Source organism: Thermus amyloliquefaciens, from assembly GCF_000744885.1.
GTDB classification, from domain to species: domain Bacteria; phylum Deinococcota; class Deinococci; order Deinococcales; family Thermaceae; genus Thermus; species Thermus amyloliquefaciens.
The window spans coordinates 1,285,839-1,310,338 of sequence record NZ_JQMV01000003.1 but is presented as its reverse complement, the minus strand read 5'-3'; the positions used below and the strand labels follow the sequence as shown (position 1 = coordinate 1,310,338).

The following is a 24,500-nucleotide window of genomic DNA, read 5'->3' as shown; positions in this document are numbered from 1 at the left end:
AGGCATAACTCAAGAGGGCTTGCAAGGCAAGCCCAGTAAGCTGGAAGCGTGCGGGTGGTGGTGGCCCACGAGAACCTGGACTTTGACGCCCTGGGCTCCATGGTCCTGGCCGGGAGGCTATTCCCGGGGAGTGTCCTGGCCTTGGTGGGGGGCCTCGAGGGGCCCCTGAAGGGGATCGCTCCCCTCCTGGAGGATCGTCTGGATCTGGTCCCAGCGGCGGAGATCCCCTTGGAGCGGGTGGACGAGGTCATCCTGGTGGACAACGCCCGGCCCGAGCGCATCGGCCCCTTCAAGGCCTTGGTGGGTCGGGTCCCCTTCCAGGTCTTTGATCACCACCCCCGGGCGCCCGGGGATGTGCCTGCGGTGGGGGGCAGGGTGGCCCAGGTGGGGGCCACGGTGAGCCTTTTGGTGCCCCTCCTTCGGGAACGGGGCCTGAGGCTCACCCCCTTGGAGGCCACCTTGGCCTATGCGGGGATCTGGGAGGACACCGGGGGGTTTAGCTTCCCCTCCACCACGCCCTTGGACCTGGAGGCCGCCCACTTTCTCGCCCAGCAGGGTGCGGAGATCCCCCGGGTGCGGGAGTGGGTGCGGCCCCAGCTGGGGGAAGAGGCCCGCGAGATCCTGAAAACCCTCATCCGCACCGCTAAGGTGGTGGAGCGCCAGGGGTTTCGGCTTCTTCTCGCCCGGGCCCAGGAGGAGGGGTACGTGCCCGCCCTGGCCCCCCTGGCCCATACCCTATTGGACCTGCACGAGGCCCAGGGGGTGTTGCTGGTGCTTCGGCTTTCCCGCGAGGTCCTCCTCATCGCCCGGAGCCGGGAGCGGTTGGATGTGGGGCGCTGGCTTTCCCAGGTGGGGGGCGGGGGGCACCCCCGGGCGGCCTTCGCCCGGGTGCGGGGGGTGCGCAATGCGGTGAAGCGCCTTCTGGAGAGCCTTCCCCGGTACCTGGATCCTGAGCCCACCTTGGCCGAGGTCATAACCTCCCCCGTGGAGACCCTGCGCCCCACCACGGTGCGGGAGGCCCTCCGGGTTCTGGAGAGCCGCGGGTACGGGGCCATGCCCGTGGTGGAGCCCCTGGAGGCAGGGGGGGTGCGGGTCTTGGGCCTGGCCCGCAGAAGGGACCTCAGGAAGGCGGAACGGCTTGGCCTGGCCGAACACCCGGTGGAGGGGTTTTTGGCCCGGGCCGTGGTCCTTCCTCCCCAGACCCTCCTCTCCGAGGTGGAGCCCCACTTGAAGGCGGGCGGGGGAAGGGTCTTGGTGGGGGAGAGGCTAGGGGAGGGCGTCAGGCTCCTTGGGATCTTTACCCGTACCGACCTCTACCGCAAGACGCCTTCCTCGGAGAAGCCCTTGGGGGAGAAGATTCTGGAGACCTTACCTGAGGGGGCCAGGCGGGTGGTGCTGGCCCTCAAGGAGGCCTTCCCGCAAGGGGTCTACCTGGTGGGGGGAGCGGTGCGGGATGCCCTTTTGGAACGGTCAGGCCCCGACATCGATCTGGTTTTGGAACCGGGGGTCAGGGTGGGGGAGGTGGCCCGCTTCCTGGTGGAGCGCTTTGGGGGAAGCTTTGGCCTGCATTACGCCTTCGGCACCGCCCGGGTACACGTCAGCTTCGGCCTCACCGTGGACCTGGCGGAAAGCCGGGAGGAGGTGTACCCCTACCCCGGTGCCCTGCCCCAGGTACGCCCAGCCCCCATCGCCAAGGACCTGGAGAGGCGGGACTACACGGTGAACGCCATGGCCCTGTCCCTGGCCACCCTGGAGCTTTTGGATCCTTACGGGGGCCTGGGGGACCTCAAGGCCCGCCTTCTCCGTCCCCTTCACCCCCTTTCCTTCGTGGAGGACCCTAGCCGCATCGTCCGGGGGGCGCGCCTGGCCGCCCGGCTGGCCTTCCGCTTTTCCGAGGAGGCCTTGAAAACCCTGCCCCCTGCCCTTCTCCCCGAGGTCCTCCAGGGTGCCAGCAAAAGCCGCCTGCGGGACGAGCTCCTCTTGACCTTGGAGGAGGAGACCTTCCTCGAGGCCCTTTCCCTTCTGGAGGAGCTTGGGGCCTTGGGGCCCCTTTATGGGCTTAGGCTTCCCCCCAAGGATCCCTTTTTGAGGCTGGGGTGGGGGCTTAAGGAGGGAGAAGGGGCCCCGCTGGCCCGGGCCAGGGTGGAAGCCCGCCTCCTCCTTCTCCTCTACTTCCAGGAAAATCCCCTGGAGAAGGCCTTGGCCCTGGGGCTTCCCAAGCGCTTGCAGGAGGCCTTGGCCTTGCTTTCCCGGGGCTTTTGGGAGGAGGCGGACAAGGAGGCCTTGGGAAAAGAACCCCTGCGGAGCGTCTTCCTGGCCCTCTTTCCCGAGAAGGAGGCCTGGCTTACGGAAAAGAGGCGGGTCCTCATGGGGCGGGATCTTTTGCAGCTGGGCCTTAAGCCGGGCCCGAGGGTGGGCGAAATCCTGCGCCGGGTGGCCGAGGCCCGCGCTTCAGGCGAGGTGAGGACCTTTGAGGAGGAGCTGGCCTTAGCCCGTAAACTGATGGGCGATGGGTCTTTTTCCTTACCTCAATGACCCCCCGGTCTTCCTGGTGGCCTTCGCCTTCGCCCTTTTTGGCCTGGTGCTTCACAACCTTTTCCAGGCCTACCTGGCAGACCGGTACGGGGAAACGGCCCCCCGGCGTTACGGCTTCCTTTCCCTGGACCTCCGGGCCCACCTGGAGCCCTTGGGTCTGGTCCTTTTGGTCCTTTTGGGTTTCGGTTGGCCACGCTTCGTGCCCACCAACCTGCCGGGGAGGAAGGGGGCCATGGTGGCCCTCATGGGCCCCCTGGGGTTTTTTGCGGCCGCCTTCCTGTACGGCCTGTTGGCCCGTTTTTTGCCCTACCCCTTCGGGGAAGGGCTTTGGGTGGCCCAAAGGCTCATGCTGCTCCACGCCGCCATTTACCTTTTCCCCGTGCCCCCTTTGGATGGGGCCAAGGCCCTTTATGCGGTGGGCGGGTATGAGGCCCGGCGCTTCCTGGACCAGCTCGCCGCGTACGGGCCCCTGGGCTTTATCCTCATCTTCCTGGTCCTTTCCTTCACCGGGGTCACGGGCTCGGTGGTCCGGGGGCTGGCGGGGCTTCTGGAAACCCTCTATCGGGCTTTGGGGCTATGATCGGGCTTTTGCAGCAGGACCCCTGGGCCTTTGGGCTGGCCTTTTTCGCCTTGGTCTTCAGCCTGGTGTTGCATGAGCTGGGCCACGCCTACGCCGCCTATCGCTTCGGGGACGTCACGGCCAAGCGCCAGGGGCGGCTCACCCTGAACCCCTTGAGGCACCTGGACCCCTTGGGCACGGCGCTCCTTCTCCTGGTGGGCTTCGGCTGGGCCAAGCCGGTGCCCATCAACCCCGCGGCCTTCCGCTCCTACCGGATGGGGCTTTTTGTGGTCTCCATCGCCGGGATCGTCATCAACCTGGTTTTGGCCGTGTTCTTTGCCCTCCTGGTGCGGGGGCTCTTTGCCCTGGACCCCTTGGGGGTGGCGCTGACCCTAAGGGGGGAGGGGCAGACCGTGGCGGGCCTTTTGGCCTTGGCCTTCTTCTTCGCCAGCTCCATCAACCTGGTCCTGGCGGTGTTCAACCTGCTGCCCATTCCCCCCTTGGACGGCTCCAAGATCCTGCAAAGCCTTCTGCCCCTTTCCTGGCAACCCCTCTTCTGGCGGCTGGAGGAGTACGCCTGGCTTTCCTTCCTCCTCATCTTCACCGTGCTCCGGGGGCCCATCCAGGAGGTCCTCCGCTTCGCCCGGAGGGCTTTCTTCGGCTTCTTCTTCGGTTAGAATGCGGTTGTGCGCCTCCTTAGCCTGGCCTTGGCGGTCCTTTCCCTATTCCTGCTGATCCCCGCCCTTCTGCCCCTCCTGGGCTGGCTCAACTGGCTGGTCCTGCCCTTGAGCTTGCTGGCGGCGGGGCTTGGCCTCCTCCTAGGGGAAGAGCGGGCCTTTAGGCTTGGCCTTCTGGTCCTGGTGGTTTCCGCGCTACGCCTCCTCTTGGGCGGGGGCCTCCTCTAGCCAGCCCCGGAGCACCCGCAGGTTCCAGGCGTCCTCCTCCGGGCTCCTTGGGGTTTCCAGGATGAAGACCTTGTCCGAAAGGCGCGGATCCAGGAGCACCCCCTTAAGGCCCTCGCCAATCCTCCCCTGGAGGAGGTGGGCGTGGTGGTCTATGCGGCTTCCCAAGCCCCCCACGGAGTCGTTCAGGTGCACCACGCCGACCCTTTCCAGGCCCACGGCCCGCTCCAGCTCGGTGAGGACGGCCTCCGGGGCCTCCTTCACGTCGTAGCCCGCGGCGTAGGCGTGGCAGGTGTCCAGGCAGACCCCCAGGGGGGTGTCCTCCAGGAGCCAGGAGAGCTCCTCAAACCTGGCCCCCACCTTCTCCCCGCCCCCGGCGGTGTTTTCCACCAGGAGCTGGGGTTTGTCCCGCACCCCGGCGAGGCGGAGGGCCTTCAGGAGCCCCTCCTTGACCCGTTCCGGGCTTCCGGAACCCGGGTGGACCACCACGTACTCCAGGCCCAGGAGGCGGGCCTTTTCCAGGTCGTCCGCCAGGCTCATCACGCTTTTTTCCCAAAGCTCCCCCTCCGCCCCCAGGTTCACCAGGTAGGAGGCGTGCACCACCCCGGGAAGCTCCCCGGCCAGCTCCCTAAGGGCGCGGAAGGTTTCCACCTCGCTTGGGGAAAGGGCGCGGGGCTTCCAGCTCCTCGGGCTTTTGGCGAAGATCTGGAAGGCGGTGAGGCCAAGGCCCAGGGCCTCCTCCACCGCCCCGGCCACCCCCTTTTTCCCGGCGATGGACAGGTGGAAGCCGTAGCGCCTCATGGGAGGACCTCCAGCCGCACCCGGGTGGCGGAGAGGGCTCCGATGGCCTTGGCGGCGGCGTAGGAGAGGTCAATGATGTACTTGCCGCCAAAGGGCCCCCGGTCGTTGATGCGCACCACCACGCTCCGGCCGTTTTTCAGGTTCGTGACCCGCACCCGGGTGCCGAAGGGGAGGGTGGGGTGGGCGGCGGTGAGGGCGTACATGTCGTAGCGCTCCCCGCTGGCGGTGCGCTTGCCGTGGAAGCCCGGGCCGTACCACACCGCCAGGCCCTCCTGGAAAACCCTGGCCGGGCCTGGGGGAACCCCGGGGGCTTCCCCAGGGGCCACCCGCAGGACCTGCCCGGGATGGATCAGGTCGGTGCTGAGCCCGTTAAGCCGCTTGAGCTCCGCCACGCTCAGGCCGTGGGCCTTGGCGATGCGGAAGAGGGTGTCCCTCTTCTTTACGGTATAGGTCTGGGCCAAGGCGGTGGCCAGGAAGAGGGCGAGGGCCAGGGCGCGCACCTAAACCTCCTGCCAGTCCCGGGGGGAGCGGGAAAGAAGCTCTATGCCGGTTGCGGTGATGAGGACCAGTTCCTCTATGCGCACCCCGCCCACCCCGGGCAGGTAGACCCCGGGCTCCACGGTGACCACCATGCCGGGCTCCAGGGTGTCCTCGGAATAGGGGGAGAGGGCGGGCCCCTCGTGCACCGCCAGCCCCACCCCATGCCCCAGGGAGTGGACGAAGTAGCGGTCCAGCCCGTGGCGCTCCAGGGCCTTGCGGGCCAGGGCGTCCACTTCCTTGGCGCTCTTGCCGGGGCCCAGGGCTTCCAGGGCCTTCTCCAGGGCCTCGAGGACGGCAAAAAAGGCCCTCTTCAGCTCCCCGTTCACCTGGCCCAAGGCCACGGTGCGGGTCATGTCCGAGTGGTAGCCCTCCACCCTGGCCCCCAGGTCCAGGGTGACGAGCTCCCCCCTCCCCAAGGGCTTCTCCGAGGCCCCGGCGTGGGGCAGGGCCCCCCGCTCCCCCGAGGCCACGATGGGGGGGAAGGCCACCCCAGCGCCCCGCTTGCGCAGGAAGAACTCTATTTCCAAGGCCACCTCCCGCTCGGCCACCCCGGGCTTCAGGAGCCCTAGGGCGTGGGCCAGGGCCTCCTCCGCCAGGGCCTGGGCGGCGCGGATCCTTTCCACCTCCTCCGGGGTCTTCTTGAGCCTGAGCCGCTCTATGACCCCCTTGGTGGGCACCCACTCCGCGGGGGCCAGCTCCCTGAGGCGCTCCAGGGCGGCGTAAGGCAGGTGCTCGGCCTCAAAACCCACCCGGCCCTTCAGGCCCCTGAAGACCTCCTCCTTCTCCTCGCGCCTCAGGACCTTGGCGGGGATGCGGCTTTCCCGGCCCGCCTCCGGGTAGCGGGGGTCGGTGAGGAGGAAGGCCCCTTCCTGGGTCACCAAGGCCTGGGCGTCCTCGGGGTGGGGGAAGCCCGATAGGTAGCGCACGTTTTCCGGACGGGTGATGTAAAGGGCGTCTAGCCCCAGGGGGTCCAGCAGGGTCTTGGGGTCCAACACGGGGCCAATATACCACCCCCTTGGCCCTCCCTTGGGTTCACGCCCCGCTAGAGCTCGTCCGCCGCCGGGCTCCATGGGAGGCCCAAGGTCCCAGGCGGAGGTGGGTCCATCGCCTCCTTTGCCGCGGGTGGGCCTCGAGGCCCACCCGCGGGCTCCGCCATCCTTCTAGCCTAGCCTCTCCACGCGGAAGCGCACGCGGCCCTCCTCGTCCTCCAGCAGGGTCTCGTGGCCGGGGAAGAGGCCTTCCCCGAACTCCGGGGCCAGGACCTCCTCGGCGATCCAGGCCCCGTGGCGGGCAAGGGCCTCACGGTAGGCCCCCTCCGCCTCGTAGCCCACCCGGATGCGGTCGGAGACCCTTAGTCCCATCTCCTTGCGGGTCTGTTGCAGGTGGCGGATCAGGTCCCGGGCCAGGCCCTCGAGCCTGAGCGCCTCCGTGACCCTGACCTCCAGGGCGGCCACGTACCCCTCCTTTTCCAGGGCTTCGTAGCCCTCGGGGGCTTGGGCCTCCAAAAGCACCTCCTCGGGGGCAAGGACCAGGGTCTCCCCCTCCACCTCCAGGGGCACCGCCTCGCCCTTAAGGACGAGCCTGGCCACCCGCTCCGCCTCCCTTTGCAGGGCTTCGCGGATGGCGGGCACCCGCTTGCCGTACTTCTTCCCCAAAAGCTTCAGGTTGGGGAGCACCCGGTAGGAGAGGACCTCTTCCCCAGGCTCCAGCACCCGCACCTCCTTGACGTTGAGCTCCTCGGCGATCTCGGGGGCGAAATGCCTCAGGCCCTCCCGCTCCAGGGGGCTGGGGGCGGTGACCATGAGGAGGGGGAGGGGGGTGCGGGTCTTGACCCCGCTCTTGGCCCGGGCGGAGCGGGCCAGGTCCACCACCTTGAGGACGGCCCGCATCTTGGCCACCAAGGCCTCGTCCACCAGATGGGCCTCCGCCTCGGGCCAGTCGGAAAGGTGCACGGAAAGGGGAGCCTCGGGGTTGACCGAGCGCACCAGGTTCTGCCAAAGCACCTCCGCCAGGAAGGGGGTGAAGGGGGCGGAAAGCTGGCTGACGGTGACCAGAGCCTGGTACAAGGTGGCGTAGGCGGACTCCCGGTCCAAGGGGTCCTCGTTTTTCCAGTACCGCCTGCGGCCCCGGCGCACGTACCACTGGGAGAGGTCCTCCACCACAAAGTCGCGGAGGGCGCGGGCGCTGGTGGTGGGGTCGTAGGCCTCGAGGGCCTCCGTCACCTTCCCGATCAGGTCCTGGATCCGCGCCAGGAGCCAGCGGTCCAGCTCCGGGCGTTTCTCCGGCGGCGGGGGGTTCTTGAGGTCCGGCCGGTCCAGGTTGGCGTAGGTCACGAAGAAGCTATACACGTTCCAAAGGGTGAGGAAGTAGTCCCGCACCGTCTCCCGCACCAGATTCGGCCCGAAGCGCCGGTCCGCCTCCGGGGGCGCGGAGATGTAGATGTACCACCTGAGGGCGTCCGCCCCAAACTCCCGGATGATGTCCCAGGGGTCCACCACGTTCCCCTTGGACTTGCTCATCTTCTGCCCCTTCTCGTCCAGGATGAGGCCGTGGCAGATGACGTTTTTGAAGGCGATGGAGCCAAAGAGCATCACCCCAAGCTGGTGCAAGGAGTTGAACCAGCCCCGGGTCTGGTCGATGCCCTCGGCGATGAAGTCGGCGGGGAAGGCCTGCCGGAACTCCTCCTGGTTCTCAAAGGGGTAGTGCAAGGAGGCGAAGGGCATGGCCCCGGAGTCGTACCAGACATCGATCACATAGGGCACCCGCCGCATGGTGCCCCCGCAGGCGCAGCGGAGCTCCACCCCGTCCACGTGGGGCCGGTGGGGGTCAAAGGGCTCGGGCAGGGGATGGGTGGCCCGCTCCCTTAGCTCGGCGATGCTCCCGATGGCCTCTTCCTTCCCGCAAGCGCCGCAGACCCAGATGGGCAGGGGGGTGCCCCAGTAGCGGTTGCGGCTTAGGGCCCAGTCCACCAGGTTCCGGAGCCACTCCCCATAGCGGCCTTCCTTGATGTGGGGGGGCACCCAGTGGATCTCCTGGTTCTTCCGGATGAGTTCCTCCTTGAAGAGGGTGTTGCGGATGAACCAGGTCTCGGTGGCGTAGTACATGAGGGGGGTGGAGCAACGCCAGCAGTGGGGGTAGCTGTGGAGGTAGCTCTCCTCCTTGAAGAGGAGGCCGCGGGCGCGGAGGTCTTTGAGGATGGCCCGGTTGGCCTCGCGGAAGAAGAGCCCCTTAAAGGGCTCCAACAGGAGCCTGCCCTCCTCGTCCACCGTCTTGAGGACGGGGAGGCCGTAGCGGCGGCCCGTCTCCAGGTCCTCGGCCCCGAAGGCGGGGGCTTGGTGGACGATGCCCGTACCGTCCTCCCGGCTCACGTAGTCCGCCAGGACCACGAAGTAGCCCCGTTCCACCGCCTGCGGGTAGGGGGGCTCGTAGGGGAGGCCCTCCAGCTCCTTCCCCAAGAAGGTCTTGAGGATGGGGGTTTCCTCGCCCAAAAGCCGGCGTCCCAGGGATTCCTCCAGGACCAGCGCCTCCTCCCCCACGGCAAAGGCCCCATAGGTGTACTCGGGGTGTACCGCCGCCGCCACGTTCCCGGGCAGGGTCCAGGGGGTGGTGGTCCAAATGAGGAGGCTGGCCTTTTCCAGGCCCAGCCTTCCCGGTTCCTTAAGGGGCAGGCGCACGTAGACGGAGGGGTCGGTGATCTCCTTGTAGCCCAGGGAGAGCTCATGGGAGGAAAGCGGGGTGCCGCACCGGGGGCAGTAGGGCACCACCTTGTGGTCCCGGTAGAGAAGCCCCCGGTTGAAGAGCTCCTTCAGGCTCCACCAGATGCTTTCCACATACGTGGGGTCCAGGGTGGCGTAGGCGTTCTTGAGGTCCACCCAGTAGGCGATGCGCTCGGTAAAGGCCTCCCACTCCTTCTCGTAGGTGAAGACCGATTCCCGGCAGGCCTGGTTGAACCGCTCAATCCCGTAGGCCTCAATCTCCCGCTTGCTCTTTAGGCCAAGCTTCTTCTCCACCTCCAGCTCCACGGGAAGCCCGTGGGTGTCCCACCCCGCGCGGCGGGGCACGTAGTAGCCCCGCATGGTCTTGTAGCGGGGGAAAAGGTCCTTGTAGCTCCGGGCCTGGGCGTGGCCCACGTGGGGCATGCCGTTGGCGGTGGGAGGGCCTTCGTAGACGGTGTAACGGGGCCGCCCCTTGCGGTTTTCCACGCTTCTTTCAAAGATCCTCTCCTGCTTCCAAAACTCCAGGACCTCTTCCTCCAGCTTGGGAAAGTTGGGTTCGCCGACTTCCTTGAACATACCTGCCTCCTAAAGAAACGCCCGCGCCCTTTGGGCGCGGACGAAAGCGCTAAGGGCTTCCGCGGTACCACCGCGCTTCCTGGGGGGTGCCCAGGCCCTCATTGGCGCTGTCACGGGCGCTCCCGGCGGGCATTACTCAGGGCTTTCCCTTTTCCTCCCGCGGCTCCGGGGTGATCTTCCCGCCTTTCCTCACCACCGGGCTTCCACCCTCCCCGGCTCGCTTGGGGCTCTTGGAAAGGGGTACTCTCCCCATCCTCGCCTTTACAGCTCATGCCCCCTGGGGTAAAATCCCCCGTTGGCGGCTAAGCCCATGCTAGCAGGCCTTCCCCTTCCTTGACAACGCCCCGGTTGGGTCTGCTAGAATCGAGCTAAGCCGGTCCGCTTCCCGACAAAAGGAGTAGCCATGGAGCTGTACCTGGATACGGCCAACTTGGAGGAGATACGGGAGATTGCCGCCTGGGGGGTGCTCGCTGGGGTGACCACCAACCCCACCCTGGTGGCCAAGGAGTTTGCGGCTCGAGGGGGGAAGCTCACGGAGGAGGCCCTGTTCACCCACCTGCGAACCCTATGCGAGGTGGTGAAAGGGCCCGTGTCCGCGGAGGTGACCGCCCTGGGGGAGGAGGCCATGGTGGCGGAGGGAAGGCGGCTTGCGGCCATCCACCCCCAGATCGTGGTCAAGCTGCCCACCACCGAGGAGGGTTTGAAGGCCTGCAAGCGGCTTGCCGCCGAAGGGATCAAGGTCAACATGACCCTGATCTTTTCCGCCAACCAGGCCCTTTTGGCCGCCCGGGCAGGGGCGAGCTACGTTTCCCCCTTCTTGGGGCGGGTGGACGACATCTCCTGGGACGGCGGGGAGTTGTTGCGGGAGATCGTGGAGCTGATCCAGGTGCAGAACCTGCCCGTCAAGGTTATCGCCGCCTCCATCCGCCACCCCCGCCATGTGACGGAGGCGGCTCTTTTGGGGGCGGACATCGCCACCATGCCCTACGCGGTCTTCAAACAGCTCCTCAAGCACCCGCTCACCGACATAGGCCTCAAGCGCTTCATGGAGGATTGGGAGAAGGTTAAGCCATGAGGAGAAAAGCGGATACCCAACAGGAAGCACCCCTCACCTACCAGGAGCTTTCGGCGAAGATCCTTCCGGAGCTTCACCTCCTGGCCCAGGAGGCGGGGATTGAGAACTACAAGCGGATGAAGAAGGACCAGCTGATCATGGCCCTTCTGGAGCGGCAGACCCAGGGGGAGGGCTTGCAGCTGGTCAAGGGTTTCCTGGAGATCAGCCCGGATGGGTATGGGTTCATCACCGAGAACCTGTACAACCTGGAGTCCAGGGTCGCCATCGTGTCCGCCGGGCTCATCCGGCAGTACGCCCTAAGGAGCGGGGACTACATCGTGGGCCGGGTGCGGCCGCCCCGGGATAACGAGCGCTACGGCACCCTCCTCAAGGTGGAGGCGGTGAACGACCTGGACCCCGAGGCGGCCAAGAACCGGCCCCGCTTTGACGAGCTCATCCCCCAGTTCCCTGACCGGCAGATCCGGCTGGAAACCACCCCGGACGAGCTTTCCACCCGGGTGATTGACCTCCTCGCCCCCATCGGCAGGGGCCAAAGGGGCCTCATCGTGGCCCCCCCCAAGGCGGGGAAGACCACCCTCCTCAAGAAGATCGCCAACGCCGTTCTCAAGAACGAGCCCGACATCAAGGTCATCGTCCTCCTCATTGACGAGCGCCCGGAGGAGGTCACGGACTTCCGGGAAAGCGTCCAGGGGGCCGAGGTCATCGCCAGCACCTTTGACGAACCCCCCCAGAACCACATCCGGGTGGCGGAGTTCGTCCACGAGCGGGCCAAGCGCATCGTGGAGGAAGGGGGGCACGTGATGATCCTCCTGGACTCCATCACCCGCCTGGCCCGGGCCAACAACCTGGTGACCCCGCCCACGGGGCGGACGCTTTCGGGCGGTCTGGACTCCGCCGCCCTTTACTTCCCCAAGCGCTTCCTGGGGGCGGCGCGGAACATCCGGGGTGGGGGAAGCCTCACCATTTTGGCCACCGCCTTGGTGGAGACGGGAAGCCGGATGGACGACGTGATCTTTGAGGAGTTCAAGGGCACGGGCAACATGGAGCTTCACCTCTCCCGCCGCCTCGAGGAGCGCCGCATCTTCCCGGCCATAGACATCCTGAAGTCGGGGACGAGGCGGGAGGAGCTCCTTTTGGGCGAGGAGGTGGTGCACAAGATGTGGCTTTTGCGCAAGGTCCTGGCGGACATGGACCCCGCCGAGGCCATGGAGATGCTCCTCGCCCGCTTGGGCCGCACCAAGAGCAACAAGGAGTTCTTGGCCTCCCTGGCGGCCCGTTAGGCGGTTTTTCCTCTTGGGGGGCGGGTTTTCCCACCCCCCAAGACCTTTGCCCCTTGCGCTTTCGGGGATGGGGGTTGGTATAATCCCGGCCGAGGTTGGGGTTTGCGGGTTTTTGGGAGGTGCGTGTTGCGGGGAATATGGGTAGCTTGCTGTGTTCTTGCGGTTCCCGCCTTGGCCCTTTCCTTCAAGCCCCTCAGCCCCGTTCCTCTCCCCGAGGCCCAGGTGGAGGTGGGGCCTTCGGCGCGGAAGGGGTGGGTGGTTTACGAGGTGCGCCCTGGGGACACCTTGGCGGGCATCGCCAGCCGCTATGGGGTGGACCCCCGGCACATCCTGTGGTCCAGCGGGCTTCAGGACCATCGGCTCCAGGTGGGGGAAAGGCTCCTCATTCCCCTGGTGGCGGGGGAGGAGAGGCCCCCTAGGGTGCCCCCGGGGGTGGAGGCGTACCGGGTCCGCCCCGGGGACACCTTGGCGGGCATCGCCAGCCGCTTTGGCGTGAGCGTTTTGGACCTGGTTTCCGCCAACCCTTCCCTGGAGAGCCTGGACCGCCTGGTGGCGGGGAGCGTGCTTTACGTGCCCAGGGGGGCCAAAGGGCTCCTGCTCACCTTGGGCGAGGGGGAAACCCTCGTGGACCTGGCGAGCCGCTTCGGGCTTTCCCCGGTGTGGGTGGCCAAGGCCAACGGGGTGGAAAACCCGGCGGAGCTAAGGCCGGGGGACCTGGTCCTCCTGCCCGGCATCCAGGCTAAGACCACCTACCAGAACCTCCTGGCCAAGCAGGAGGCGGAGCGGCAAGCCCGCCTCGAGGCCGAGCGCCGCCGCCAGGAGGAGCTTAGGCGCCTGGCGGAGGAGAGGCGCCGCCAGCAGGCCTTGGCCCAACGGCGGACCCAGCAGGTGCGGCAGGCCCAGGCCCCACGGCCCCAGGTGCGCCGGGTGAGCTACCAGGAAGGGGGGATGCGCTGGCCCCTTTCCGGTTTCCGCATCACCACCTACTTCGGCCAGCGGGGGGCCTTCCAGCGCTACCACACCGGCATAGACCTGGCGGCCCCTTACGGCACCCCCATCGTGGCCGCCAAGAGCGGCCAGGTGGAGGTGGCGGGCTGGAGCTCGGTGGGCTACGGCTTCCACGTGGTTTTGGACCACGGGGGCGGGGTGGAAACCCTTTACGCCCACATGTCCCGCATCGCGGTTCGGCCCGGGGCGTGGGTGGAGGCGGGGCAGGTCATCGGCTACGTGGGCTCCACGGGGTGGTCCACGGGGCCCCACCTGCACTTTGAGGTGCGGGTGGGGGGCGTGGCCCGCAACCCCCTGGCCTACTTGCCCTGAGGCGGGGCCGCTTCCGCCGGGGGCTTGGCCCCCCGGCTTTGTGCTTTGGGCGCCTTGACCGGGCGGGGGGTAAGCTGGAGGATGGAGGGCGGGATGGAGAAGGGAACCTTCCAGATCAAGACGGGCTTCGCGGAGATGTTCAAGGGCGGGGTGATCATGGACGTGACCACCCCGGAGCAGGCGGCCATCGCCGAGGAAGCGGGGGCGGTGGCGGTGATGGCCCTGGAAAGGGTGCCCGCGGACATCCGCGCCCAGGGGGGCGTGGCCCGCATGTCCGACCCCAAGGTCATCAAGGAGATCATGGCGGCGGTGTCCATCCCCGTCATGGCCAAGGTGCGGATCGGCCACTTCGTGGAGGCCATGATCCTCGAGGCCATCGGGGTGGACTTCATTGACGAGTCCGAGGTCCTCACCCCCGCGGACGAGGAGCACCACATTGACAAGTGGAAGTTCAAGGTGCCCTTCGTCTGCGGGGCGAGGAACCTGGGGGAGGCGCTTCGCCGCATCGCCGAGGGGGCGGCCATGATCCGCACCAAGGGGGAGGCGGGCACGGGGAACGTGGTGGAGGCGGTGCGCCACGCCCGCACCATGTGGAAGGAGATCCGCTACGTCCAGTCCCTCCGGGAGGACGAGCTCATGGCCTACGCCAAGGAGATCGGGGCGCCCTTTGAGCTCGTCAAGTGGGTGCACGACCACGGCCGCCTCCCCGTGGTGAACTTCGCCGCCGGCGGCATCGCCACCCCCGCCGACGCCGCCCTCATGATGCACCTGGGCATGGACGGCGTCTTCGTGGGGAGCGGCATCTTCAAGTCGGGGGACCCCAGGAAGCGGGCCCGGGCCATCGTGCGGGCGGTCACCCACTACAACGACCCCGAAGTCCTTGCCGAGGTCAGCGAGGACCTGGGCGAGCCCATGGTGGGCATCAACCTGGACCAGCTCAAGGAGGAGGAGCGGCTTGCCAAGCGGGGCTGGTAGGGCGGTTTGCGGGGTCTACGAGGTCCACCCCGAGCGGGTGGAGGTGGCCCGCGCCGCCTTGCCCAAGGAGGAGGTTTTGCAGGAGGCCACCCTCCTCCTCAAAGCCCTTTCTGACCCCACCCGCATGCGCCTCCTCCTCGCCCTGAAGGCGGCGGGGGAGCTTTGCGTGTGCGACCTGGCCCTTTTGGCGGGGGTTTCCGTTTCCGCCGTGAGCCACCAGCTTAGGCGCTTGCGCCAGGCCCGGCTGGTGGCCTTTCGGCGTGAGGGGAAGCAGGTTTACTACCGCCTGGCCGACGCCCATGTGGCCCGCCTGTTGGAGCTGGCCTTGGAGCACGCAGAAGAAAACACTTGACCATTTGCTCAAGTGATGCTACCCTAGGGGCATGGAGGCTCCTAAGGTGCGCGTTTTTCGTGTGGAGGGCATGGACTGCGCCGATTGCGCCCGGAAGGTGGAAGATGCCCTGAACCGGGTCCCTGGGGTGGTCAAGGCGGAGGTGAGCTTCCAAAGCGGCAAGGCCTACCTCCAACTGGAGGTCCCCCAGGCGGAGGAGGAGGCCGCCCGGGCCCTTTCTGCTCTGGGGTACCGCCTCCGTCCGGAAGGGGAGGAGAAAGGGGGGTTACCTGGGCCCTGGCGCTGGGCCTTGGTTTCCGGAGGGCTTCTCCTGGCGGCCTTTTTGGCTTCGCTCTTCCTCCCCGGCCTAGCCCCTTGGGGCTATCGGCTGGCGGCCTTGATAGGGGTTTTCCCCCTGGCTCGTCGTGCGGTGGCTACGTTCCGGCAAAACCCCTTCAGCATCCAAACCCTGGTTACGCTGGCTACCCTGGGAGCCATGCTCATCGGGGCGGAGGCCGAGGCGGCGCTGGTGGTCTTCCTCTTCCTCGTGGGGGAGGTGCTGGAGGCTTATAGCGTGGCCCAGGCCCGCAGGTCCCTTTACGCCCTTTCCGAGCTTCTTCCCAGGCGGGCCTACCGCCTGAAGGAGGGTGGGGTGGAGGAGGTGCCCCTTAAGGCCTTGAGGGTGGGGGACCTGGTGAGGGTGCCCCCGGGGGAGCGGGTACCGGCCGACGGGGTGGTGGTGTCTGGACAGGCTTCCGTGGAGGAGGCCGCCTTCACCGGGGAGCCCTTGCCTAGGCCCAAGGGGATAGGGGACCGGGTTTACGGGGGCAGTCTGGTGCAGGAGGGGAGCTTGGTGGTAAAGGTGGAGCGCCATCCCGAGGAGGGCTTCCTGGCGGAGATGGAACGCCTGGCGGAGGAGGCCTTGCTTAAGAAGAGCCAGGTGGAGCGGGTGGTGGACGCCTTCAGCCGCCGCTACACCCCCGCCGTCCTCCTCTTGGCGGGCTTTGTGGCCCTGGTGCTTCCCCTTTTTCAGGGGGATTTCCTGGGCCACCTCTACAAGGCCTTGGCCCTCCTCCTCATCGCCTGCCCCTGCGCCCTGGTGGTGTCGGTGCCCGCGGCCATCGCCGCAGGGGTGGGCCGGGGAGCCAGGGCGGGGGTGCTCTTTAAGAGCGGGGCGGCCCTGGAGCGCTTGGCTGGGGTTCGCTACGTGGCTTTGGACAAGACGGGAACCCTGACCCTGGGAAAGCCCACGCTGGTGCGGGTGGTTACCTTTGGGGTTTCGACGGAGGAGGCCTTGGCCCTGGCGAAGGGGGTGGCGGAGGGTTCCTCCCACCCCTTAGCCCGGGCGGTGCGGGAGGCTTCGGGCCCCAAGGCCTTGCCCTCGGAGGAGCATCGGGCGGTGCCGGGCCTCGGGGCCTTCGCTCGGGTGGAGGGGAAGGAGGTGGGTTTGGTGCGGCCCGAGGCCTGGGACCTGCCCCCGGAAGTAGAGGCCCAGGTGAAGGCCTTGGCGGAGGAAGGCTTCAGCCTTTCCCTCTTGGTTAGGGAGGGGGTTCCCTTGGCCCTCTTGGCCTTCCAGGATACCCCCCGCCTCGAGGCCCGGGAAGTCTTGGCCGAACTGCGCCGACTGGGCCTTAAGCCCCTCCTGCTTACCGGCGACCGGGAGACCTCTGCTTTGGCTTTGGGCACGGCCATAGGGCTTTTTCCTGAGGAAATCCGGGCTGGCCTTTCTCCCGTGGACAAGCTCCGCCTGGTGGAGGAGTTGGCAGGTAGGGGTGGCGTGGCCATGGTGGGGGATGGGGTGAACGACGCCCCAGCCCTGGCCAGGGCCACGGTAGGGCTTGCCGTGGCCGAGGGCACGGAAGCGGCCCTGCAGAGTGCAGACGTGGGGCTTCTGAGCCTTGCCGCCTTGCCCCGGGCCTTCCGCTTAAGCCGCATGACCATGGCCGTGGTGCGGCAAAACATCGCCCTGGCGGTGGGCCTTAAGGGGGTTTTCCTCCTGAGCACCCTCCTGGGGCTTACGGGGCTTTGGCCCGCCGTCTTGGCCGACAGCGGGGCTTTGGTGCTGGTGACGGCGAACAGCTTGCGCCTCCTGAGGAGCAGAGTATAGTTACCCAAGTTGCTACCTATCCCGAGGCCTGAAAAAATAGTGGCCGCTATGCTGTCGCGCATCATAGCGGCCTTTTGCATTATAGACGATGCCCTCCAGGCCCTGGGCTACAAGGACGACCCCCAAGCCAAGACCCCAGCCTCCGCCATCCTGACCCTCGCCATCCTGGCCGCCATGGAACTGGGCGGCAAGCACAACAAGGCCCTGGCCCTCGCCAAAGACCTGCGCCTCTTTACCTACGTCCCCTCCCCAAGTCGCTTCAACCGCAGACTCCACGCCCTATACCCCTTCTTCCTCCCCCTTCGCAAGATAGCCCCTTCGGGGCTGACCCACCTCCTAGCCCAGGCCTGGAAAAACCTCCACCAGGCCCAGGCCTACGCCTTGGACACCTTCCCCCTCCCCGCCTGCGAGAATATCCGCGCCCCCCGCTCCCGCCTTTGCAAGATAGCCCCTGCAGGGCTGACCCCAGACAAGGCCTACCGCGGCTTCATCCCCAGCAAACGGGTCTACTTCCACGGCCCCAAGCTCCACCTCCTGGTGGACGACGGGAAGTTTATCCATGGTCAGCCCGAAGGGCTACCTTGTAGTGAGCCTGACCCCGGGAAGCCTACATGATCTGAGCTCTTTGCTCCTTCTTCCCCTGGACCTTCCCGAGGGGGCGGAGCTCTACCTGGACCGGGGGTACGAAAGCCACTTCTATGGTCAGCCCGAAGGGCTACCTTGGAGACCTCCTCCGGGAGGCGGGGGGGATTGTGCCCATGGTCATCCGTAGAAGGAACAGCCGGCGGTATGTGCCTTGGTTGCAGTACCTGGCCATTGTGGGGCGGCTGCTTTCCCGTGAGGGAAACACCTAGGGGGTGGTGGAGACGGTGGGCAGTATGCTCCATGCCCTCTTCCCGCGGCGCATCCATGCGGTGACCCAGGAGGGTTTTGTGATCAAGGTGCTCTCCTTCATCTTGGCCCACAACCTAAATCTCTTGGCTCAACAAATGCTTGGGTAGCAACTTGGGTTATAGTTGACCCATGCCCAGGCGCAGGTATCCCAGGCTACTAGAGCAGTTTCTTGAAAGTGAGGCCAAAGGAGGGCTGGTCCTCTTCTTGGCGGCTCTTCTGGCATTTATACTGGCCAACACTCCGGCGGCCACGGTCTATTTTGGGCTACGAGAAGTTCTGGTGGGTGTTCGTTTTGGCGAGTTTTCATTGGAAAAGCCGCTGCTTCTTTGGGTCAACGACCTCCTCATGGCGTTTTTCTTCCTACTGGTGGGACTGGAGCTTAAGCGTGAACTTGTTTCTGGCGAGCTTAAGAATCCCAGGAGGGCTGGGCTAGCCTTGGCAGGGGCGGTAGGGGGGATGATCCTGCCGGCCTTTTTGTACCTGGCAATCAATCCCAGTCTGCCCGAGGCTCGTGGCTGGGGAGTACCCATGGCCACGGACATCGCCTTTGCCTTGGGGGTTTTGGCTCTGGTACCTCGGGTGCCTCTGGGACTTAAGCTCTTTCTCACTGCCTTAGCCATAGTAGATGACCTGGGGGCGGTTTTGGTGATTGCCCTCTTCTACACCGGGGGCTTAGAATCCCTTCCCTTGATCCTGGCGGTCCTGATCCTGGGTTTTGCTCTTCTGCTCAATCGCCTAGGGGTGTGGCATCTTTGGCCCTACATGCTTCTGGGGTTACTTCTGTGGTATTTTGTCCTCCAGTCAGGTCTTCATGCTACCTTGGCCGGGGTGCTTTTGGCTTTGGCTGTCCCTCTGCGGCGGGCTAGGGCTTTCCAGGGGGCTACCTCTGCCCAGGACCCCGAGGAGCTGGAGGGGGAGTTGGAAGGCCTCGAGGAGCAGGTGGAGGAAGCGCAAAGCCCCTTGCACCGTCTGGAACACACCCTTCACCCTTGGGTAGCCTTTGGGGTGTTGCCGGTTTTTGCATTTTTTAATGCTGGGGTTGCCTTGCAGGGGCTGGGGTTTGGTTCCGTGGCCTGGGGGATAAGCTTGGGTCTTCTCTTGGGGAAACCTTTGGGAATCTTCTTTGCTTCCTGGCTAGCGTTGCGGTTGGGTTTGGGCGCCTTGCCCGAAGGGGTGAACCTAAAGTCCATTGTGGGTGTGGGCTTTTTGGCAGGCATTGGCTTTACCATGGCCCTTTTCATTGCTGGCTTGGCCTTTGAAGGGGGGATGCTGGACCAAGCCAAGGTGGGGGTACTCTCCGCTTCTCTAGTGGCCGGGTTAGTGGGTGTTCTTTTGGTGCGAGCTTCCCTTGACAGGTCCGAAGCCTAGGTCCAGGATGAGGGGCGTGGTCGGCGTCCTAGCCCTGCAAGGGGATTTCCGCGAGCACAAGGAGGCGCTTAAGCGCCTGGGGATAGAGGCAAAGGAGGTGCGGAAGAAGGAGCACCTGGAGGGGCTCAAGGCCCTCATCGTGCCTGGCGGGGAGTCCACCACCATCGGCAAGCTGGCCCGGGAGTATGGCCTCGAGGAGGCCGTGCGGCAACGGGTGGCGGAGGGGAGCCTGGCGGTTTTTGGCACCTGCGCCGGGGCCATATGGCTTGCCCGGGAGATCCTAGGCTACCCCGAGCAACCCCGCCTGGGTGTCTTGGACGTGGCGGTGGAGCGGAACGCTTTTGGCCGCCAGGTGGAGAGCTTTGAAGAGGACCTCTTCATCCGGGGCTTTTCCGAGCCCTTCCACGGGGTCTTCATCCGCGCCCCCCTCTTTCGCCGCCTGGGGGAGGGGGTAGAGGTGCTGGCCGAGCTTTCCGGCTTCCCCGTCTTGGTGCGGCAGGGGAAGGTTCTCGCCAGCAGCTTCCACCCCGAGCTTACCCAGGACCTAAGGGTTCACCGCTACTTCTTGGAACTGGCCGGGGCCTAGTGCCCGTAAACCAGGCTGGGTAGCCAGGTGGCGAGCCCAGGGAAGAGCATCGCCAGGATAAGCCCTGCAAGTTGCAGCAACAGGAAGGGTAGCGCTGGAGAACACAAAACCCCCGTGGCTGTCAAGAGCCAGGGGGTGTGTTCCGCTATGCCGAACCTAGGGGCGCATGCGGGTGTACATTCGGGGGAAGGGGATGGCTTCCCGTACGTGGCTTAGGCCGCAGATCCAGGCCACGGTGCGCTCGAGGCCCAGGCCGAACCCCGAGTGGGGGACGCTGCCAAAGCGCCGGAGGTCCAGGTACCACCCGTAGACCTCCTCGGGCAGGCCGAACTCCCGGATCTTGCTCCTCAAGAGCTCCAGGTCGTGGATCCTCTGGCTTCCCCCGATGATCTCCCCGTAGCCCTCGGGGGCCAGGAGGTCGTCGTTGAGGACGAGCTCGGGATCTTCCGGGTCGGGTTCCATGTAGAAGGCCTTGATCCTGGCCGGATAGCGCTCCACGAAGACCGGGCGGTCAAACTGGCGGCTGAGGGCGGCCTCGTGGGGGGCGCCGAAGTCCTCCCCGTAGGGCAGGGGGGGCACCTCGGGGTCTTTTTCCGCCAGGCGGTTCACCAGGGCCACCGCCTCCTTATAGGTCAGGCGGGGGTAGCGGCCTTCCGCGGCGGGCTCGAGGGCCCTTGGATCCCGCCCCAGCATCTCCAGCTCCTTTGCCCTTCGCTCCAGGACGCGCCCCACCAGGTAGCTCACCAAGGCCTCCTGCAGGGCCATGTTCTCCTCGTGGGTCATGAAGGCCACCTCGGGTTCCACCATCCAGAACTCCAGGAGGTGGCGCCTTGTCTTGCTCCTTTCCGCCCGGAAGGTGGGGCCGAAGGTGTAGACCTTGCCGTAGGCCAAGGCTCCGGCCTCGGCGTAGAGCTGGCCCGACTGGGAGAGGTAGGCCTTCTCCCCGTCAAAGAGGTCCACCTCAAAGAGGTCGGTGGTGCCCTCCACGGCGCTTGGGGTGAGGATGGGGGCGTCAAAGCGGAGGAAACCCCTTTCGGCGAAGAAATCGTGGATGGCCCTTTCCAGCTCGTCCCGGATGCGCATCACCGCGAAGGGGCGGCGGTGGCGCAGCCACAGGTGGCGGTGGTCCATGAGGAAGTCGATGCCGTGCTCCTTGGGGCCGATGGGGTACTCCCCTTGGGGAAGGCTCACCACCTCCAGGTTCCGCACCGCGAGCTCATACCCCCCAGGGGCCCGCTCGTCCCGCCGCACCAGGCCGAAGGCCTTTAGGGCCGTTTCCTGGGGGAGGTGGTCCGCCTGCTCAAAGACCTCCTCGGGCACCTCCCCTTTAACCAGGGTGGCCTGGAGGAAGCCGGTGCCGTCCCGGAGGATGAGGAAGTGGATCCTCCCCTTGGAGCGCCTCTGGTAGAGCCAGCCCCTTATCTCCACCTCCTGGCCCTCGTGCCGGGGGAGTTCTTCAATGAAGACCCGCATACCTCCGAAAGTCTACCCCAGAAGGCCCAAAAGGGCCTCCGCGAGGCCGCAGGCCTCCACCGGGGCCACCACCCGCTTGGCGGCCTTACGCACGCTTTCCGGGGCGTTTCCCATGGCGATGCCCATCCCCACCGCCCGGAGGAGTTCCAGGTCGTTCTCCCCGTCCCCCACCATGGCGCACTGGGCCAGGGTTAGGCCGTGGTTTTCCGCCACAAAGCGGGCGGCGGTGAGCTTGCTCACCCCCCTCTTGGTGAGGGAGACGAACCGCACCCCGGGCATCCTGGGGCTTTCCGCCACGTGGGCTTGGAGTTCCTGGGGCAGGCGGTCCATGAGGGCCCCCAGGGGGGCTTGGGCCTCGGCCAGCACCTGAAGGCGAACCAGGGGGGCAGGAAGCTTCAAAAGGTCCCCTTCCTCCGCCGCCACGCCCAGGAGTTCCTGGTGGGCCTTCAGGAGGGGGCTATCCCCCTCCACGAAAAAGCCGCCCTCAGCGGTGTAGCCCTCCAGGGGAAGCCCAAGCCTGCGGGCCAGGCGGATGGCCTCCCGGGCGGCCTCCTGGGGCAGGGCCTCCACCAGGAGGGGTTGGGCAGGCGGGGAGTGGGGATCCCGGGAAAAGGCCAGGACCACCGCCCCAGACTCAAACACGTGGAGACCCGTGGGGTCCAGGCGGCGGGCATAGGCCAGGGCGTGCCCCCGGCCCGGCCGGCCGGTGATGAGGCTTAGGTGGATCCCTTGAACCCTCAAGGCCTCCACCGCTGGCCAAACGCACTCCGGCACCCCGTCCTTGCCCACCAGGGTGCCGTCCACATCTACAAAGACCAGCCGCACCATCAAAGTTCCCCGGCGAAGACCTGGACCGCCTCCCCCCCGATCTGCACCCCGTAGGGCTGGCCCGTGGGGCTGTACTCCACCACCACCTCCACCACCCCGGGGTTGCCCAGGCGGTGGCCCTGGTAGATGGTAAGCGCCACCCGGCCCTCCCGCCGGGGCACCACCCCAGCCCGGGCCAGGAGGGCCCCCAGGGCGGCGTTGGCCGAACCCGTGACCGGGTCTTCGGGGATGCCGAGAAGAGGGGCGAAGTCCCGGGCGTAGAAGCTCCTCGGGCCCATGGGGGCGTAGGCGTGCACCGTGGCCACCTCCAGCTGGCGGGAGAGTTCCGCCAGGGTCTTCATCTCGGGCTCTAAGGCGTCCACCACCCCCGGGGCGATGAGGGGGACGAAGAGGCTCCAAAGCCCCGTGTAGGCGATGCCGTAGGGTAGGCCGCGGTGCAGGTAGCGCTCGTCGGAGCCCAGGGCCTCGAGGACCTCCTTGAGGACCTGGAAGGGAGGGAGGTCCCGGAACCTGGGCGCAGGACCCCTCACCAAGGCCTTCTTGGGCTCCCCCGCTTCGTAGAGGATTTCCACCGGCAGGGCCTCCGTGGGGGTGTGCAGGAAAAGCCGCTTGGTGCCCTCGGGGGCCAGGCCCAGGCGTACCAGGACCAGGCCCAGGGCCACCGCCGCATGGCCGGAGAACTCCACCTCCCCCGAGGGGGTGAAGAAGCGCACCGCGAACACTTGGCCTTGCCGCTCGGTGACGAAGGTGGTCTCGGGCTCGGAAAGTCTCCGGGCCACCTCCTGCATCTCAGGTGGGGTCATGCCCCGGGCATCCAGCACGATGGCCACCCGGTTCCCCGCCCCCGGGGTGGGGGCGAAGGCGTCCACGATCACGTAGGGGATCCTAGCCATGGGCGATCACCATGAGGCCCAGCTCCCGAAGCTGCTCCTCGGAAACCGGGCTTGGGGCCCCGGTGAGGGGGTCCTTGCCTTCCTTGTTCTTGGGGAAGGCGATGACCTCGCGGATGGAAGGGCTATTCGTCATGAGGGCCAGGAGGCGGTCCAGCCCCCAGGCGATGCCCCCGTGGGGTGGGGCCCCGTAGGTGAGGGCCTCGAGGAAGAAACCAAACTTTTCCCGTTGCTCCTCTTCCCCGATGCCCAACAGCTGGAACATCTTGGCCTGAAGGGCCGGGTCGTGGATGCGGATGGACCCACCCCCCACCTCGGTCCCATTCAGCACCAGGTCGTAGGCCAAGGCCCGCACCCTTCCCGGATCGGTGTCCAGGAGGGGTAGGTCCTCGGGATGGGGGCTGGTGAAGGGATGGTGCATGTAGGTGTACTGGCCCCTCTCCTCGTCCCACTCCAGGAGGGGGAAGTCCACCACCCAAAGGAAGCGGAAGCCCTCCCGGGGGAGGTCCAGGAGCTCCGCCAGCTTAAGCCGCACCTGCCCCATGGCGTTGGCCGCCACCTTGGCGGGCCCCGCCACGAAGAGGAGGGTGTCTCCTGGGCCGGCTTGCATGGCCGCTAGGAGGTGGTGCTGTACGGGTTCCAAAAACTTTGCGATCCCCCCCGCCACCCCTCCCTCCTCCACCCGGGCAAAGGCCAGCCCCTGGGCCCCGTGGCGTTTGGCCAAGGCCTCCAACTCGGCGATCTCTTTGCGGGAAAGGGCCTTGGGCACCGCCAGGGCCTTCACCCTTTCTGCTTCCCGGAACACCTGGAAGGCGCTTTCCCGGAAGAGGTGCCCCACCTCCTTGAGTTCCAGGCCGAAGCGGGTGTCGGGCTTATCCGAGCCAAAGCGCTCCAGGGCCTCCTGGTAGGTGAGGCGGGGGAAGGGGAGGGGAAGCTCCACCCCCAGGGCCTCCCGGAACACGTGGGCCATGAGCCTTTCGTTAAGGTTTAGGATGTCCTCCACCTCCACGAAGCTCATCTCCAGGTCCATCTGGGTGAAATCGGGTTGGCGGTCGGCCCGGAGGTCCTCGTCCCGGAAGCAACGGGCGATCTGGAAGTAGCGGTCAAACCCGGCCACCATCAGCATCTGCTTGAAGAGCTGCGGGGACTGGGGGAGGGCGTAGAAAAGGCCGGGTTGCTGACGGTAAGGCACCAGGAAATCCCGGGCCCCTTCCGGGGTGCTCTTGGTGAGGAAGGGGGTTTCCACCTGGATGAAGCCCTCCCGGTCCAGGAAGTCCCAGATGGCCTTGATGACCCGGTGGCGGAGGCGCAGGTTCTCCTGCATCCCCTTCCTGCGGAGGTCCAGATAGCGGTACCTGAGCCGGAGTTCCTCCGAGACCTCCTTGTCCTCCTCCCCGCGCCAGCCGGCATCTATGGGAAAGGGAGGGGTTTTGGCCTCGGCAAGAACCTCCAAGGAGTGGAGCTCCACCTCCACCTTCCCGGTGGCCAAGCGGGGGTTGGGCTCGGGGCGCAGGCGCACGGTGCCCCTTACCCGGACCACCCACTCCGAGCGGACGCGTTCCGCTTCCTGGTATGCGGGGCTTTCCGGGTGGGCCACCAGCTGGACCAAACCCTCGCGGTCGCGCAGGTCCAGGAAGATGAGCCCCCCCAGGTCCCGGCGGCGGTTCACCCACCCCTCGAGGACCACCTCCTGCCCCACGTGGGCTTCCCTTAGGCTTCCGGCGAAGTGGGTGCGGCGCATAAT

The 24,500-nt window shown here is 66.6% G+C and carries 20 protein-coding genes and 1 pseudogene; 13 read left to right on the top strand and 8 right to left on the bottom strand.

What is annotated here, in order from left to right; genetic code table 11:
- Positions 1-48 precede the first annotated feature (48 nt).
- The 4 genes from BS74_RS07000 to BS74_RS06985 are packed head-to-tail and all read left to right on the top strand — an operon-like array spanning position 49 to position 3,999.
- Positions 49-2,535, top strand: coding sequence for a CBS domain-containing protein (locus BS74_RS07000; protein ID WP_038057364.1), 2,487 nt, complete (start codon positions 49-51; stop codon positions 2,533-2,535).
- Positions 2,510-3,115 carry a site-2 protease family protein gene (locus tag BS74_RS06995; protein WP_038057362.1) on the top strand — a complete coding sequence of 202 codons (606 nt, stop codon included), beginning with the start codon at positions 2,510-2,512 and terminating at the stop codon, positions 3,113-3,115. The genes BS74_RS07000 and BS74_RS06995 overlap by 26 nt, the downstream gene beginning before the upstream one ends.
- Positions 3,112-3,771 (top strand): site-2 protease family protein, encoded by a 660-nt coding sequence (locus BS74_RS06990; RefSeq protein ID WP_038057360.1) that lies wholly within the window; start codon positions 3,112-3,114, stop codon positions 3,769-3,771. Before BS74_RS06995 ends, BS74_RS06990 begins: the two co-directional genes overlap by 4 nt.
- A 9-nt stretch (positions 3,772-3,780) precedes the next feature.
- Entirely contained in the window at positions 3,781-3,999 is a 219-nt protein-coding gene (locus BS74_RS06985) for a hypothetical protein (RefSeq protein WP_038057358.1), read from the top strand.
- On the opposite strand, the gene nfo is transcribed toward BS74_RS06985, so the two are convergent.
- The 4 genes from nfo to ileS all read right to left on the bottom strand — a co-directional run bounded on the left by nfo (position 3,967) and on the right by ileS (position 9,629).
- Positions 3,967-4,797: an endonuclease IV gene (gene nfo, locus BS74_RS06980; RefSeq protein WP_038057355.1), complete on the bottom strand. Its 831-nt coding sequence runs from the start codon at positions 4,795-4,797 to the stop codon at positions 3,967-3,969. The two genes, BS74_RS06985 and nfo, sit on opposite strands and share 33 nt — an antisense overlap.
- A complete protein-coding gene (locus tag BS74_RS06975) occupies positions 4,794-5,297 on the bottom strand; it encodes a septal ring lytic transglycosylase RlpA family protein (protein WP_038057352.1) in 504 nt (167 codons plus the stop codon). The genes nfo and BS74_RS06975 overlap by 4 nt, the downstream gene beginning before the upstream one ends.
- Entirely contained in the window at positions 5,298-6,329 is a 1,032-nt protein-coding gene (locus tag BS74_RS06970; RefSeq protein WP_185747747.1) for a M24 family metallopeptidase, read from the bottom strand.
- A gap of 168 nt (positions 6,330-6,497) precedes the next feature.
- A complete protein-coding gene (gene ileS, locus BS74_RS06965; protein ID WP_038057346.1) occupies positions 6,498-9,629 on the bottom strand; it encodes an isoleucine--tRNA ligase in 3,132 nt (1,043 codons plus the stop codon).
- Positions 9,630-10,032: 403 nt separating this feature from the next.
- Between ileS and fsa the strand changes: the two genes are divergently transcribed.
- From fsa to pdxT, 9 genes and pseudogenes are all read left to right on the top strand, one after another.
- Positions 10,033-10,704 (top strand): fructose-6-phosphate aldolase, encoded by a 672-nt coding sequence (gene fsa / locus BS74_RS06960; protein WP_038057343.1) that lies wholly within the window; start codon positions 10,033-10,035, stop codon positions 10,702-10,704.
- Positions 10,701-11,984 (top strand): transcription termination factor Rho, encoded by a 1,284-nt coding sequence (gene rho / locus BS74_RS06955; protein ID WP_038057339.1) that lies wholly within the window; start codon positions 10,701-10,703, stop codon positions 11,982-11,984. Before fsa ends, rho begins: the two co-directional genes overlap by 4 nt.
- Positions 11,985-12,119: 135 nt before the next feature.
- Positions 12,120-13,304 carry a M23 family metallopeptidase gene (locus tag BS74_RS06950; protein ID WP_425427255.1) on the top strand — a complete coding sequence of 395 codons (1,185 nt, stop codon included), beginning with the start codon at positions 12,120-12,122 and terminating at the stop codon, positions 13,302-13,304.
- Positions 13,305-13,397: 93 nt separating this feature from the next.
- A complete protein-coding gene (gene pdxS / locus BS74_RS06945; RefSeq protein ID WP_038058981.1) occupies positions 13,398-14,279 on the top strand; it encodes a pyridoxal 5'-phosphate synthase lyase subunit PdxS in 882 nt (293 codons plus the stop codon).
- The gene (locus BS74_RS06940; protein WP_038057337.1) at positions 14,260-14,631 is read left to right on the top strand and encodes an ArsR/SmtB family transcription factor; all 372 of its coding nucleotides are present in this window, start codon (positions 14,260-14,262) and stop codon (positions 14,629-14,631) included. Before pdxS ends, BS74_RS06940 begins: the two co-directional genes overlap by 20 nt.
- Before the next feature lie 31 nt (positions 14,632-14,662).
- Positions 14,663-16,717 carry a heavy metal translocating P-type ATPase gene (locus BS74_RS06935; protein WP_038057336.1) on the top strand — a complete coding sequence of 685 codons (2,055 nt, stop codon included), beginning with the start codon at positions 14,663-14,665 and terminating at the stop codon, positions 16,715-16,717.
- Between the two features lie 48 nt (positions 16,718-16,765).
- Positions 16,766-17,718, top strand: a pseudogene (locus tag BS74_RS13230) (transposase family protein).
- Between the two features lie 22 nt (positions 17,719-17,740).
- The gene (gene nhaA, locus BS74_RS06925; RefSeq protein ID WP_038057334.1) at positions 17,741-18,979 is read left to right on the top strand and encodes a Na+/H+ antiporter NhaA; all 1,239 of its coding nucleotides are present in this window, start codon (positions 17,741-17,743) and stop codon (positions 18,977-18,979) included.
- Between the two features lie 7 nt (positions 18,980-18,986).
- A complete protein-coding gene (gene pdxT, locus BS74_RS06920; RefSeq protein WP_038057332.1) occupies positions 18,987-19,565 on the top strand; it encodes a pyridoxal 5'-phosphate synthase glutaminase subunit PdxT in 579 nt (192 codons plus the stop codon).
- A gap of 156 nt (positions 19,566-19,721) precedes the next feature.
- Here the strand turns inward: pdxT and asnS are convergent, their stop codons facing one another.
- Genes asnS through aspS form a run of 4 tightly spaced genes read right to left on the bottom strand, consistent with a single transcriptional unit; the run spans position 19,722 to position 24,497 of the window.
- On the bottom strand, positions 19,722-21,038 hold the full coding sequence (gene asnS / locus BS74_RS06915; protein ID WP_038057330.1) for an asparagine--tRNA ligase: 1,317 nt from the start codon (positions 21,036-21,038) through the stop codon (positions 19,722-19,724).
- 12 nt (positions 21,039-21,050) lie between these two features.
- Positions 21,051-21,866 carry an HAD family hydrolase gene (locus BS74_RS06910; RefSeq protein ID WP_038057328.1) on the bottom strand — a complete coding sequence of 272 codons (816 nt, stop codon included), beginning with the start codon at positions 21,864-21,866 and terminating at the stop codon, positions 21,051-21,053.
- On the bottom strand, positions 21,866-22,759 hold the full coding sequence (locus tag BS74_RS06905) for a PhzF family phenazine biosynthesis protein (protein WP_038057326.1): 894 nt from the start codon (positions 22,757-22,759) through the stop codon (positions 21,866-21,868). The genes BS74_RS06910 and BS74_RS06905 overlap by 1 nt, the downstream gene beginning before the upstream one ends.
- A complete protein-coding gene (aspS, locus tag BS74_RS06900) occupies positions 22,752-24,497 on the bottom strand; it encodes an aspartate--tRNA ligase (protein WP_038057324.1) in 1,746 nt (581 codons plus the stop codon). Before aspS ends, BS74_RS06905 begins: the two co-directional genes overlap by 8 nt.
- Positions 24,498-24,500 lie beyond the last annotated feature (3 nt).